This window comes from Paenarthrobacter nitroguajacolicus (genome assembly GCF_031455195.1).
GTDB classification, from domain to species: domain Bacteria; phylum Actinomycetota; class Actinomycetes; order Actinomycetales; family Micrococcaceae; genus Arthrobacter; species Arthrobacter nitroguajacolicus_D.
Map to the genome: position 1 here is coordinate 1 of NZ_JAVDSH010000011.1, position 13,628 is coordinate 13,628.

12 protein-coding genes are annotated in these 13,628 nt (G+C 62.5%); 4 read left to right on the top strand and 8 right to left on the bottom strand.

Annotated features, from left to right (window positions below; all coding sequences use genetic code 11):
- Positions 1 to 95: 95 nt before the first annotated feature.
- The 4 genes from J2Y68_RS19090 to tkt are packed head-to-tail and all read right to left on the bottom strand — an operon-like array spanning position 96 to position 4,623.
- Positions 96 to 569, bottom strand: a complete 474-nt coding sequence (locus tag J2Y68_RS19090) for a ribose-5-phosphate isomerase (protein WP_309995795.1) — start codon at positions 567 to 569, stop codon at positions 96 to 98.
- Positions 570 to 577: 8 nt separating this feature from the next.
- Positions 578 to 1,276, bottom strand: a complete 699-nt coding sequence (gene rpe, locus J2Y68_RS19095; RefSeq protein WP_309995797.1) for a ribulose-phosphate 3-epimerase — start codon at positions 1,274 to 1,276, stop codon at positions 578 to 580.
- Between the two features lie 45 nt (positions 1,277 to 1,321).
- Positions 1,322 to 2,440 (bottom strand): transaldolase, encoded by a 1,119-nt coding sequence (tal, locus tag J2Y68_RS19100; protein ID WP_309995800.1) that lies wholly within the window; start codon positions 2,438 to 2,440, stop codon positions 1,322 to 1,324.
- A gap of 23 nt (positions 2,441 to 2,463) precedes the next feature.
- Entirely contained in the window at positions 2,464 to 4,623 is a 2,160-nt protein-coding gene (tkt, locus tag J2Y68_RS19105) for a transketolase (RefSeq protein WP_397335386.1), read from the bottom strand.
- Between the two features lie 206 nt (positions 4,624 to 4,829).
- On the opposite strand from tkt, the gene J2Y68_RS19110 reads away from it, so the two are divergent.
- On the top strand, positions 4,830 to 6,101 hold the full coding sequence (locus J2Y68_RS19110) for a helix-turn-helix transcriptional regulator (protein ID WP_309995802.1): 1,272 nt from the start codon (positions 4,830 to 4,832) through the stop codon (positions 6,099 to 6,101).
- Between the two features lie 104 nt (positions 6,102 to 6,205).
- On the opposite strand, the gene hxlA is transcribed toward J2Y68_RS19110, so the two are convergent.
- Positions 6,206 to 6,829, bottom strand: coding sequence for a 3-hexulose-6-phosphate synthase (gene hxlA, locus J2Y68_RS19115; protein ID WP_211713915.1), 624 nt, complete (start codon positions 6,827 to 6,829; stop codon positions 6,206 to 6,208).
- A gap of 55 nt (positions 6,830 to 6,884) precedes the next feature.
- On the bottom strand, positions 6,885 to 7,487 hold the full coding sequence (gene hxlB / locus J2Y68_RS19120) for a 6-phospho-3-hexuloisomerase (RefSeq protein ID WP_309995807.1): 603 nt from the start codon (positions 7,485 to 7,487) through the stop codon (positions 6,885 to 6,887).
- Positions 7,488 to 7,706: 219 nt separating this feature from the next.
- Between hxlB and J2Y68_RS19125 the strand changes: the two genes are divergently transcribed.
- The 3 genes from J2Y68_RS19125 to J2Y68_RS19135 all read left to right on the top strand — a co-directional run bounded on the left by J2Y68_RS19125 (position 7,707) and on the right by J2Y68_RS19135 (position 11,215).
- On the top strand, positions 7,707 to 8,465 hold the full coding sequence (locus tag J2Y68_RS19125; RefSeq protein WP_309995809.1) for a FadR/GntR family transcriptional regulator: 759 nt from the start codon (positions 7,707 to 7,709) through the stop codon (positions 8,463 to 8,465).
- A 196-nt stretch (positions 8,466 to 8,661) separates the two neighbouring features.
- Complete coding sequence (locus J2Y68_RS19130) at positions 8,662 to 10,149, top strand: glyceraldehyde-3-phosphate dehydrogenase (RefSeq protein WP_309995811.1); 1,488 nt, start codon at positions 8,662 to 8,664, stop codon at positions 10,147 to 10,149.
- A 40-nt stretch (positions 10,150 to 10,189) separates the two neighbouring features.
- The gene (locus tag J2Y68_RS19135; RefSeq protein ID WP_309995813.1) at positions 10,190 to 11,215 is read left to right on the top strand and encodes an ATP-dependent 6-phosphofructokinase; all 1,026 of its coding nucleotides are present in this window, start codon (positions 10,190 to 10,192) and stop codon (positions 11,213 to 11,215) included.
- A gap of 13 nt (positions 11,216 to 11,228) precedes the next feature.
- Here J2Y68_RS19135 and J2Y68_RS19140 read toward each other — a convergent pair whose 3' ends face one another.
- Together J2Y68_RS19140 and J2Y68_RS19145 are read right to left on the bottom strand one after the other, a co-directional pair.
- Positions 11,229 to 11,897: a response regulator gene (locus tag J2Y68_RS19140; RefSeq protein ID WP_211713920.1), complete on the bottom strand. Its 669-nt coding sequence runs from the start codon at positions 11,895 to 11,897 to the stop codon at positions 11,229 to 11,231.
- The gene (locus J2Y68_RS19145) at positions 11,894 to 13,492 is read right to left on the bottom strand and encodes a sensor histidine kinase (protein WP_309996139.1); all 1,599 of its coding nucleotides are present in this window, start codon (positions 13,490 to 13,492) and stop codon (positions 11,894 to 11,896) included. The genes J2Y68_RS19140 and J2Y68_RS19145 overlap by 4 nt, the downstream gene beginning before the upstream one ends.
- Positions 13,493 to 13,628 lie beyond the last annotated feature (136 nt).

Sequence of the window (13,628 nt, forward strand, 5' to 3'; positions counted from 1 at the left end):
CGACGACGTCACATTCACCGCGGGGAAAGCGAAACCGCCAGCCTTCGCACGATCGATCATCTCGGAGTAAATCTCTGGGGTTGCAATGGGCATGGCTACTCAGAAACCTCCCCGTCGGTCTCGTATGCGGTAATTTGGCCGATTCGACGCTCGTGGCGTTCGGCGTTGCTGAACGGTTCGGCAAGGAATGCTCTGATCAACTGCGTGGCTTCCTCCACACTGTGTTGGCGTCCACCCACAGCGATTACGTTTGCGTTGTTGTGTTGCCGGGCCAGCACGGCGGTGTCCACGTTCCACACCAACGCTGCTCGCACACCCTTGACTTTGTTCGCCGATATCTGTTCGCCGTTGCCGGACCCACCCAGCACGATCCCCAGCGCCTCCACGCCCGCTTCCTGGTCATTGACGACGGCGGTCGCCGCCTTAATGCAGAACGCCGGGTAGTCGTCGTCCGGGTCGAAGGACGTGGGTCCGTGGTCCACCATGTCGTAGCCGCTGGCCGTCAACGCAGTGATGAGGTGCGAGCTGAGTTTCAGCCCGGCATGGTCCGTCGCTATATGAACACGCATGCGTGGCCTCAGGCTTTCCGAGGATTGTTGGAGGCGAATGCAAGCTGTCCGTTTGTCCTCAGCGCCTCAATCGCCTCAGACGGTGAAGGCTTACCGTAAACGGCCGAACCCGCCACGAAGACATTGGCGCCGGCCTCCGCTGCGCGGAGGATGGTTTCCTCCGTAATGCCACCGTCAACTTGGATGGCCACGCTCACTCCGGAACCATCCACGGCCTCACGGGCACGTCGGATCTTGGGCAGCACCACGTCCAAGAACGCCTGGCCGCCAAAGCCCGGCTCCACCGTCATGAGCAGCAGCATGTCAAGCTCCGAAAGCATGTCAAGGTACGGCTCCACTGGAGTGGCTGGCCGCAGAGCCATGCCCGCTTTGGCCCCCCGGGCCCTGAGTTCGCGTGCGAGCTTGATGGGAGCCATCGCGGCCTCCACGTGGAAGGTGACCGACGAGAGGCCGGCGTCCGCGTACAGCGGTGCCCAACGGTCGGCGTCGGAAATCATCAGATGGGCATCCAATGGCACCGGGCTGACCTTTTGCAACCTCTCCACGACAGGCAGACCGATGGTCAGGTTGGGCACGAAACGGTTATCCATGACATCTACGTGAACGGCGTCTGCGTTGCTGATGCGGGCCAGCTCTGATTCGAGGTTGGCGAAGTCAGCCGAGAGGATGCTGGGGTTGATGCAGCAAGTCAGGGACGAGGAGGACATGGTGCCTGCCTTTCGGTAAGGGTAGGAGCTGGCATTGCCGGGTGGTCACGCCGCATTGCGGGCTGCGGTGAGGGCACTTTCAACGTCGGAAAGGAGGTCGTTCCAGCTGGCGACGAACTTGTTCAGCCCTTCGGATTCCAACTGGTCAACCACCTCGTTGTAGGTGATGCCGAGGTTTCGCAGTGAGCTGAGGACGACGCTCGCTTCCTCATAGGTGCCTGCGATGGTGTCCCCTGTGACGATGCCGTGGTCAAAGGTGGCGTCCAGTGTCTTTTCCGGCATGGTGTTCACTACGCCGGCCGCAACGAGTTCCGTGACATAGAGGGTGTCCGGGTATGCCGGGTCCTTCACGCCGGTTGAAGCCCAGAGAGGACGCTGTGGACGCGCCCCCGCTGCAGCCAGAACAGCCCAGCGCTCGGTGGAGAAAAGTTCTTCGTACACGTGATATGCGATCCGGGCATTGGCCAACCCTGCCTTGCCTTTGAGTGCCTTGGCTTCGTCTGTGCCGATGGCGTCAAGGCGCTGATCGATTTCCGTGTCGACGCGGGAGACGAAGAAGGATGCCACAGAGTGGATTTTCGAAAGATCATGACCGTTTTCCATGGCCCGCTTCATGCCGGACTGGAAGGCATCAATCACGGCGCGATACCGGGCGAGGGAGAAGATGAGGGTCACGTTGACGCTGATTCCTGCCGCGAGAACCGCGCTGATGGCTGGAAGTCCTTCCCGGGTGGCCGGAATCTTGATCAGCACGTTGTCCTTGTTGACCTTTGCGTGGAGGTTCTTGGCTTCGGCAATGGTTCCCTCCGTGTCCCATGCGAGGCGGGGGTCCACCTCGATGGAGACCCGGCCGTCAACACCTTCGGTGACAGCGGCGATCGGTGCGAAGAGATCGCAGGCATCTGCGACGTCGGTGGTAGTGAGTTCGAAGATGGTCTCTTCGACGCTCGCGCCGGCCGCGGCCTGGGCGGTGATCGCGTCATCGTAATCCGTGCTGGACGTGATGGCGGCCTGGAAGATGGAGGGATTCGTGGTCACGCCCACCACGTTCTTCTGGTCGATGAGTTTCTGCAGGCTGCCGCTTGAGAGCCTCTGGCGGGAAAGGTCGTCCAGCCAGATGGAGAGCCCTGCGTCCGAAAGCTGCTGCGTGGGAGTGGTAGTCATGATGATTCTCCTGTATTCGATGATTAGGCAGTCAAGCCAGCGAGGGAGTCTTTGGCTGCCGCCGCAACGGCTTCGGCGGTGATGCCGAATTCGTTGAAGAGCCGCTTGTAGTCGGCCGAGGCGCCGAAGTGTTCCAGGGAGATGGAACGGCCGGCGTCGCCGACGAATTCGCGCCAGCCCAGGGCCAGGCCGGCTTCGACGGAGACGCGGGCCTTCACGGATGCCGGGAGCACAGACTCCCGGTAGGCCTCGTCTTGCTTGTTGAACCATTCAACGCAGGGCATGGAAACCACGCGGGCTGCGATGCCTTCGGCTTGGAGGGCTTCGCGGGCAGCGACGGCGAGTTGGACCTCTGAACCGGTGCCGATCAGGATCACCTGCGGGGCTACCGTCTGACCATCGCGGGAAGCCTCCGCCAGGACGTAGCCACCCTTGGCAACACCGGCGGAGGACGCGAATGTATCCCCGGTGGCTTCGCCGTCACCGCGCTCAAAGACCGGCACGTTCTGGCGGGTCAGCACGATGCCTGCGGGGTTCTGGTGGTTCTCCAAGATGGTCTGCCAGGCGATCCCCACCTCATTGGCGTCGCCGGGGCGGACAACGTCCAGGCCCGGGATGGCCCGGAGGGTCGCGAGCTGCTCCACAGGCTGGTGGGTGGGTCCATCTTCACCCAGGCCGATGGAATCGTGGGACCACACATAGATGGAGGGGACCCCCATCAACGCTGACAACCGGATAGCCGGCTTCTGGTAGTCGCTGAAGATCAGGAACGTGCCCGAGAAGGCGCGGGTGCGGCCGTGCAGGGAGATACCGTTCACGATCGACGCGGCAGCGTGCTCACGGATACCGAAGTGCAGGACACGTCCGTAGGGGTTGCCCTTCCAGGCATCGGTGGAACGCGACGTCGGGATGAACGACGGCGAGTCTTCGATGGTGGTGTTGTTCGACTCCGCAAGGTCAGCGGAACCGCCCCAGAGTTCAGGCAGGACAGGGCCGATGGCGTTCAAGACCTTGCCCGAGGCCGCGCGGGTGGAAACGTCCTTGCCGGCCTCGAATACCGGCAGAACCTCGCCAAGATTGGCCGGAAGCTGCTTAGCCTCGATGCGCTCCAGTAGGGCGGCGCCCTCCGGATGTGAACTTTGCCAGGAAGAGAACGTCGCATCCCAGTGATCACGGGCAGCTGCACCCCGCTGAACAACCTTGCGGGCGTGGTCCAGAACGGCTTGGTCGACCTCGAAGGACTTCCCGGGGTCAAAGCCAAGGACCTCTTTGAGTCCCGCCACTTCCTCGGCACCGAGGGCGGAGCCGTGGATCTTGCCGGTGTTCTGCTTCTTCGGTGCCGGGTAGCCAATGATGGTGCGCAGCGAGATGATGGACGGCTTGTTCGTCTCAGCTTTGGCAGCGAGCAAGGCCGCGTAGAGCTCCTGGACGTCCTCGACGTAGTCGCCGGTCTTGGTCCAGTCCACGCGCTGGGTGTGCCAGCCGTAGGCCTCGTAACGCTTGAGTACGTCCTCGGTGAAGGCGATATCGGTGTCATCTTCAATGGAAATGTGGTTCTCGTCGTAGATCACTACGAGGTTGCCCAGTTCCTGGTGTCCGGCCAGCGAGGAAGCCTCGGACGTGACGCCTTCCTGAATGTCACCGTCGGATGCGATAACCCAGATGGTGTGGTCGAACGGCGATTCGCCGGCGGGAGCATCGGCGTCGAACAATCCACGATGGCGGCGCTGTGAGTAGGCGAACCCGACGGCGGACGCGAGGCCCTGGCCGAGCGGACCGGTGGTGATTTCCACACCTGCGGTGTGCTTGTACTCGGGGTGGCCCGGGGTCAACGAACCCCAGGTGCGCAGCGCCTCAAGATCCTTCAATTCCAGGCCATAGCCGGAAAGAAACAGCTGAATATAGAGGGTCAGGGAAGAATGGCCCGGTGACAGGATGAACCGGTCACGGCCAATCCAATCCGGGTCGCGGGGATCATGCTTCATCAGCTTCTGGAACAGCAGGTACGCTGCCGGAGCCAAGCTCATTGCCGTACCAGGGTGGCCGTTGCCGACCTTTTCCACGGCGTCGGCGGCCAGGACACGGGCAGTGTCAACTGCCCGTTGATCCTCGGCGGTCCAGTCCAGTGTGGCCGCATGATTCCAGTCATTGAGTGTGAGCGCCGCATTTGCTGTTTGGTTCACGATATGTCCCCTTCGATCGGATGGCCTCCATAAAAAAGGGGGGCCAAAACGTCATCTTTTGCTTGCTACTCATACTTCCTAAACAAGGAGTGGGTGATAACACTGTTTTCTGACAGTTTTTGACTACACTTTCGGACGGGGCACGAATTCTGCCCTAATGGGTGCGCACCGCGGCGCCACCCTAATGAGCGCACAAGGATGCAGCAATGACCCTTTCTGACCTTCCCTGGCCATTGTTAAACTCTGTGGCCGCCCTCGCCGATGCCCCGCTGTCCCACATAGCAGAGCGGCTCCGTGAAGCCATCCTCCCGTCCTTTGGAAGCAGCGCACTGGTCATCTTCACAGAGGACTGCACGGGGCGCCCGCAGAAAAAGGCCGGTGCGGAAGACATCATTTCCAAGGTCTCGATTGCCGAGCTGGACCTGCTCCGGGCACAGTTAGCGGATGAGGATCCGTGGTTCGGCGAGGCCGAACTCGCCGGTAAACCAAGGCACGCGCTGGCCCTTAAGCATGCGTCCAGCAACGCCCTCCTGGTCCTCACCGATCCCCGCCCAACCGAACCCGACAACGTTGCCGGGCTTGATCTCCTGCGGTTCCTCTGGAACCTGACCGCGCGGCGGATACAAGAAAAAGTCGCTGATGCGCCGCCGTCGTACCTGCTTGAATCGCGGGCGGCCTCGGCGGAGCGCCTGCGCGTCACAGCCGAGCTGACCGACCTGCACTCCACCACGCTGGAAACCCTCCTGGCCGCGCTGCGGTCATCTTCCCTGGACGACGCCACGGCCCGCACCACCGTCACTGACCTCGCCGCAAGGGCTTTGGTAGGGCTCCGCACGCACAGCGACCGCACCACTGATCTGGTCGAAGAACCGGTAGCCAAGGCGTTTGAACGCCTGCGTGAGGACCTGCGGCCGCTCACCAGTTTCAGCGGTATCGAGGTCCAGTTCATCGAACCGCCGTTGAACGGCCGAGCCCTCCCCGGGGAAGTTGCGCACGCTGCGCGCGCCATTGTTCGCGGGCTGGTTTTGGTCATGATGGAGCAGCCCGAGGTCAGCCGGATCCGCACCCATTGGGATTGTGACGGCGAGAACCTGCTGATCAACGTGCGCGACGACGGCGGCGGGGCGTTGACGGCCAAGGATCCCAATATCAGCCGGCTGGACCGCAGGGTCCAGGCACTCACTGGACAGTTGCGTATGGACGTCATGTCCGGCTGGGGTGCGGACGTCTTCGTGTCATTGCCGCTCGACCTTCCGGCCCGCCCCACGGGCGATGTCGCTGGCTGGAACCTGGCCGCGCGCGAGCTGGAGGTCCTTCAGCACTTGGCTTCCGGGCACCGCAACCGCACCATCGCCTCGGCCATGGGCATCAGCGAGAACACGGTCAAGTTCCATGTGCGGAACCTTTTCAAGAAGCTCGACGTCGGTTCACGCACCGAAGCGATCGCGCTGGCCCACAGCCACGGAATGCGGCAATAGGGGTGAAACTACTCGAAAGAGTAGTAGAAGCGATTGACGCGGACATCAAAAAAGGTGGTGCCCCACGGCTGATCGCCTGCGGGACACCACCTTCGATGCGGTGGCTAGGAGATAGCTGCGCGGAGAGCCTTGGCAGCAAGTGCCGGGTCCTCGGCACCGTAAATGGCGCCACCTGCCACCGCGACGTCGGCGCCAGCCTTCTGGACGTCTCCGATGGTGGCAACCTTGACGCCGCCAGCCACTGAGAACGGAACGCGGGCTTCTGCACCGGCACGCAAGAGCCCGGTCAGGTCAAAGCCGGGTTTGGCCTGCTCGTCCAGGCCAGCGTGCATTTCCACGAACTTTGCGCCCAGGGCACGGACTTCCTTGGCACGGGTGACCTTGTCCGCGATGCCGATAAGGTCGACGACGACGCCCTTGTTGTGCGCTTTCGCTGCCTTGACTGCCCCAGCAATGGTGGAGTCGTCAGCGGCACCGAGCACGGTCACCAGGTCAGCACCGGCCTTGAAGGCGATGTCGGCCTCGAGCTCGCCTGCGTCCATGGTCTTGAGGTCTGCGAAAACGATCTTGTCCGGGTGTGCGTCCTTGACTGCCGTGATCACGGACAGCCCTTCAGCCTTGATCAACGGAGTGCCCAGCTCAATGATGTCGACGTATTCGGCGACCTGGCCAGCCAGTTCAAGGGCGGCTTCGGTGGTGAGGAGGTCGATGGCAACTTGGAGTTTCATGACGATACTTCTTTCTGTTGAGAACTGATCTGGGTGTGCAAAAACGATGGGTGGATTACTCGAGGTTCGCGTGCCGCAGCCACAGCTCTTCGGCAGGCTGCGGGTCGTTGTCCCAGAGGGACTGGAAGATGGCTTCCGTGGCCACGAACAAGGCCTGCTCAAACAGCGAGCCGGAGTACTGACGGGTCTTCGACGATCCGTGGTCGGTCTTCTGGGCTGCCGGAATGATCACCAATGCATCAGCAAGCCCAGCGAGCGGCGAGTCCGGATTGGTGGTGAATGCCGCGATGCGGGCTCCGGCTTTCGCGGCAGTTTCCGCGGACTTGACCACTCCGGAGGTGGTGCCCGATCCCGAGGCAACCAGAAGGAGGTCGCCTGAGGAAATGGCCGGGGTGGTGACATCGCCGGCGATATGGACAGCCAGGCCCAAATGCATCAATCGCATGCCGGCCATCCGAAGGACCAGCCCGCTGCGACCGGCTCCCGCCACGAAGATTCGTCCAGGGTGTGCGAGGTGGCTTGCAATGCGGGCCATCTGCTGTTCATCAATCTTGACGACCGTCCCCGACATCTCGTCAAGGACGAGGGAGATATTGCGGACAACGTCGGACGGTGTCGTGGTCGGAGCTGCATTCGTTGCGTTCGCTGCCGGATTCACAATCGTTTGTCCCTTCGATTCGGTCCTCGGCCCGTGCAGGCGTTCGGAGTGATGTTCGGTTGCTGACTATGCTTCCGAAACCCAAGGGATGGGGTAACACTGTTTTCTGACGGTTCTTCCTACCCTTAAGGATTGGTGTGGCAATCCGCAGCCCGCCCTGTGCAACCGCGCTCGGTAGTATTGGAGCCACCTGGCAGCCGTTCTTGGGAGCACAGACACTTGGCAGCGCCTTCCTCGTTCGAATCGCAGATCTACCGGTCACTGCCGGAAATTGAGCGAGCCGATGCGATCGTCAACAGAATCTCCACGGCCATTGCGTTGGGGTTGCTTAACGTCGGCGAACGCCTGCCAGCGGAGACCGCCCTGTCGGAAATGTTCGGTGTTGGCGGCTCGACCCTTCGCGAAGCGCTGACTGAGCTCCGCACCCGGGGAACCGTGGAGACCCGCAGGGGGCGAAGCGGCGGATCTTTCGTCGTAGGCCACCCCCGACCCGATGCCGGTACGATGCGGGCGTGGTTCCTCGCAACGTCGATTCCGGAGATACGGGACATCGGTGAAGAGCACGCTGCAATCGCCACGGCGACTGTCCGCCTTGCCTGCGAACGCGCAGAATCCCACGACTTCGAGCGCCTGCAGGCACTGGCCCGGGCACTGGGTGATGCTGCGTCACCCGAAGTCCGTGCCGCTGCCGACAGCCGATTCCACATCCAACTTGCCCTCGCAGCCCGGTCACCACGGCTCACCAACGCGGAGATCAGGCTCCAACAGGAGACCGTCCAGCAGTTATGGACTCCCCTCGCGGTGCCATTCGATCCCGCTACTGCCACCGCCGAACACCTTGGACTGGTCCGGGCAATTGCACAGGACCAACCCGGCACGGCCCAGGCCTTGGTGCAGGAACATATCAGGCGGAACGTGTTCCACCTGATCGATACAAAGCTCACCCTCGACTATGCCCAGTCCCATCGAAGCGGCTAAATAAGGCACCCTCCCGCGGCCCGCTCAGAAAACCCTGCCCACACCCAAAAACTCCGGCCCACCCAAAGGAGTGGTTAAGACCATCCCGAATTAGCGTTTCGGGTTCGCTGCGCCCGAAGGACGATGGAAGCCAGGCCCTGCAGCATTCGTTGCCCCAGGTGAACCTGTCCCCATGCTCCTCCGGAAGGGCAGACCGATGCTTACTTCAGATACTTGCCTTGCCGAATGGATGGGGCGGGAGGCCCTCGCCGAGGCCATGATTCCCGTCATAGGCCGGCTCTACCGGGAAAACAACGTGGTCACCACCATCCACGGACGCAGCCTGGTCAATCAGTCCACTACGAGCATCCTCAAAGCCCATCGTTTCGCCCGCCGGATCAGCAAGGAGGAACTCCTCCTGGAAGAGACCGCGCCCTTGGTCAACGCATTGGCCCAACTCCAGCTCGGACCGGCCACCGTCGATATCGCCCGCCTGAACCAGAAGTTCAAGGACAAGCGCACGGGCACCAGCGTTGAGAAATTCCTCCGCGCAGAACTCGCGGGAGTAGCGGGCCGGCGCGGCGGCGGGGCCGGCGGCAGCACCGACGTCGTGCTTTATGGTTTTGGCCGAATTGGACGCCTGCTGACGCGGCTTCTGGTGGAACAGGCGGGCGGCGGCCATGGCCTGCGGCTTCGGGCGGTTGTTGTTCGCAAAGGCGCGGAGAACGACCTCACCAAGCGCGCCAGCCTGCTGCGTCGGGACTCGGTCCATGGACCCTTCGAAGGGTCCATCAAGGTAGACCACGAGGCCAAGACCATTACGGCCAACGGCGTCCGCATCCAGGTCATCTACTCGGACAACCCCGCCACGGTCGATTACACGGCGTACGGGATCAGGGACGCCCTGATTGTTGACAACACCGGACGGTGGCGGGACCCAGAAGGCCTCTCGCAGCACCTCCTGAGTCAAGGTGCCGCCCGTGTTTTGCTGACCGCACCGGGCAAGGGTGGGCTGAAGAACATCGTGCACGGCATCAACCACCGGGACGTCAACAACGACGACACGATCGTCACCGCGGCGTCCTGCACCACCAACGCCATCACACCGATCCTGCAAGCCATCAATGACAAGTACGGAATCGTCCATGGCCACGTGGAAACGGTCCACTCGTTCACGAACGACCAGAACCTCATAGACAACTTTCACCAGGGAAACCGCCGGGGCCGCTCCGCAGCGCTCAACATGGTCATCACCGAAACCGGGGCTGCCAGGGCCGTGGCGAAGGCGCTGCCCGAGTTGCAAGGCAAGCTCACCGGAAGCGCCATCCGGGTGCCCACCCCTGACGTGTCCATGGCCATACTGAACCTGAACCTTGAGCGCGGCACCACCAAGGACGACGTCAACACGTACCTGCGCGGAATGGCGCTGCATTCCGACCTTCGGCAGCAGATCGATTACATCGATTCGCCGGACGTTGTTTCCACGGACTTCGTGGGGTCCCGGCACACAGGGATAGTAGATGGGCTGGCCACCATCTCGAACGGCAAGAACCTGGTTCTCTACGTCTGGTACGACAACGAGTTTGGCTACTCATGCCAGGTGATCCGTGTCATGGAAGTTATGGCAGGCGTGCACCGGCCGTCCTACCCCGTGGCGAACATGGTGGAGGAAGCCCTGTCCGTACTGGCAGCCACGGGCTCCTGATGGCCGTCCAAAAACCAGCCCCAACAAAGCGAGCCGACGCATGAAAATTGGAATCCTGACCAGTGGTGGCGACTGCCCCGGTTTGAATGCGGTGATCCGCGGTGCCGTCCTAAAGGGCATCGCCATCCAAGGACACGAGTTTGTAGGGTTCCGGGACGGATGGCGCGGAGTGGTGGAAAGCGACGTGATCGATATCCCCCGTTCCATGGTCCGGGGTATTGCCAAGCAGGGCGGCACCATCTTGGGGACATCGCGCACCAACCCTTTCGGCGATGGTGGTGGCCCGGACGTCATCAAAGCAAATCTGGAACGCCTCGGCATTGATGCGATCATCGCGATCGGCGGCGAGGGCACCCTCGCAGCCGCCAAACGGCTCACGGATGCCGGGCTCAATATCGTGGGCGTTCCCAAGACCGTGGACAACGATCTCGACGCCACGGATTACAGCTTCGGGTTCGATACCGCGGTGCACATCGCCACCGAAGCGATGGACCGGCTACGGACCACCGGCGAATCGCACCACCGCTGCATGATCGCCGAAGTCATGGGACGGCACGTGGGCTGGATCGCCCTCCACGCGGGCATGGCCGCCGGCGCGCATGCCATCCTGATCCCTGAGCAAAAGGTCAGCGTGGAGCGAATCGGCCAGTGGATGCTGGCAGCGCATGCCCGCGGCAGGGCACCATTGCTGGCAGTAGCTGAGGGCTTCGTCCCGGAACATATGGAGACCCCGCATTCACAGCGGGGCCTGGACACCTTCGGCCGTCCCCGTATGGGTGGCATTGCGGATCAGTTGGCTCCGCAGTTGGAAGCGATCACGGGTCTGGAAACCCGGACTGCGATCCTCGGCCATATCCAGCGTGGTGGAGTGCCTACCGCCTTTGACCGGGTGTTGGCCACCCGCTTGGGCATGGCCGCAATCCACTCCGTCGTCGAGCATCGCTGGGGCACCATGGTGGCGCTCAAAGGAACGGAAATACGGAGTGTGAGCTTTGATGAGGCCCTCGGAAAGCTCAAGACAGTTCCGCAGGACCGTTATGACGAAGCTGCCGTCCTGTTCGGCTAGGCAGGGATACCCGTCAGCGCCCCTTCAACACGTATCGCCGTTCAGGACGTCCGACGCCGTACTTGAGTCGGACGTCCAAGGCACCTTCGTCGTGGAGGTACTCAAGGTACCGGCGGGCGCTCACCCGCGAAGTTCCCAGCTGTTCGGCGACCTCAGCTGCGGAAAGGTCACCAGGAGCGGATTTCAGCGCTGATTCGACCAGTTCGAGGGTCTCGACGCTGCAGCCCTTGGGAAGTGACCGCTCAGAGACGCTTACACCGAACACCCGATTAACATCGGCCTGTTCGGCCTGGTTCTTCGAAGAATCCAGTCCTTGGTAGGCGCTGAGATAGTGTTCCAGCCTTTCCTGGAGGTCCGCCTGGGAGAACGGCTTGATCAGGTAATGCACTATCCCTCCACGCAGGGCCTTCCGCACCGTCTCCACTTCCCGGGCGGCACTGATCACCAGTACGTCCAGGTCCGGGGCCACGTCCCGGAGCTGGTGCATCAGGTCCAGACCGCTGATGTCCGGAAGGTGGATGTCCAATAGCACCAGGTCGGGTTGAAGGCGTTCGGTTTCGATCACGGCACGGGCTCCGGTGTGGGCCACTCCCACCACTTCAAAGTGGGGTGTCCTCTGGATGAACCCGGCGTGCACTTTAGCCACCATGAAGTCATCGTCGACGATCAGGACCTTGATCACGGCTGCGCTGCCTCTTTCTTTGCGTATGAATCCCGTTTTGCGAACCGGGCGGTGAAGACGGCACCCCCATTGTTGTCCACCGTCAGGTCCCCTCCGCTGCGCCGGCAAATCACCCGCGAGAGCGCCAGGCCAAAGCCCCGGGCGTCGCCCGGTCCTGGGTCCTTGGTGGAGAAGCCCTGCCGGAAAATGTCCTCTGCGGAATCGGAGGGTACGCCCGGTCCGTTGTCCCGCACGGTGACAGTGACGCCGTCCACCGAGTCGGCCACCAGAACGGTGACCGCTGCCCCCGCAAGCCCGGTGACGGCGTCGAACGCGTTATCCACCAGGTTTCCCACCACGGTGGTGACGTCCCGGGAGAGTTCCTCGGGCACCGGCGCGAGACCGGATTCAGGGTCCAGTTGCACGTCCACGCCACGTTCAGAGGCGAGGCTGGCCTTGGCGATGAGCAGGGCGGCGAGCGCGGGGTCTTCGATGCGGCTGGTGACGTCATCGTTGAGCCGGGTGCGTTCCACTGTGGCGCCGTTGACGAACTGCACCACGGAGTCGTATTCGCCGATCTGGATCAGGCCAGAGATGACGTGGAGTTGGTTGGCGAACTCGTGCGCTTGCGCCCGCAACGTGTTGGTGACCGTACGGGTGGCGCCCAGTTCGCTTTCCAAGGAGGACAGTTCTGTCCGGTCTCTCAGGGTTGTCACGGAGCCGATGTCACGGCCGTGCGAGTGGAGGGCCACGCGGTTCATCACCACCAGCCGTTCGCCCACCAGCACCAGTTGGTCCGGGTCTGCTTGATCGCGGGTCAGGACGGTCTTCAGAGCGGGGTCCACGGTGAGGGAACGGAGCTTCTTGCCGACGCAGTCCGGCGGAAGGCCCAAGAGCTGCCGCGCGCTTTGGTTGGCCACGGTGATCCGCTCGTGCGGGTCGAGCGCCACGACGCCTTCCTTCAAACCCTGCAACATGGCCTCGCGGTTCTCCACCAGACCGGTGATTTCCCGGGGTTCCATGCCAAGTGTCTGGCGTTTGACGCGCCGGGACAACAGGAGCGAGCCGGCCACTCCCAGGATGCTTGCAACGCCCAGATAAGTGAGCAGGTTGGGCACGGCATCGCCCAGGCGTTCCAGTGTGGAGGGATAGTTGCGGCTGATGGAAGCGATGCCAATCATGGTTCCGGAGTCGTCGATGACCGGCACGTGGGCGGAAAGGACTTCGCTGTTGTTGGCGTTGAGTACACCGGTCCAGGCGCGGCCCTCCATGACCCTGCTTTCACCCAAGGGAAGCTTGCGGCCTATCAGTCCGGGGTCGGAGGCAGTGATGACGGTGCCGTCCAGTTTGGCCAAGGCAACGTGCGCTGATCCGGACACTGTGCGGACGGACTCGGCTACTGCCGGAAGGGCTGAACCGCCACGTGGTTCTGCCGTGGGCAGGAGTGCCCGTACGGTGGGGTTGTTGCCCAGGGCTTCGGCGGCGGACAACGCCCGGCGCCCCTCGGTCCGTTCGAAAGCCGCGGCCGATTGGGCCAGGGAGATTGCCACAACGGCTACAAGGACGGCCAACACTATGAGCAACTGCAGTACAAGGTACTGCCCTGCAAGGGACATGCCTCTGCGTCGAGTCACGGTGCGGTTCCTTTGGTGGTGCCGGTGATCGGAGCTGGCTGGGGATGCTCCGCGTGGCGTACGGGAACTATACCCCAGACCCTTCCGGGACCTTTCCGGTCCGTGAACGCAATGAACT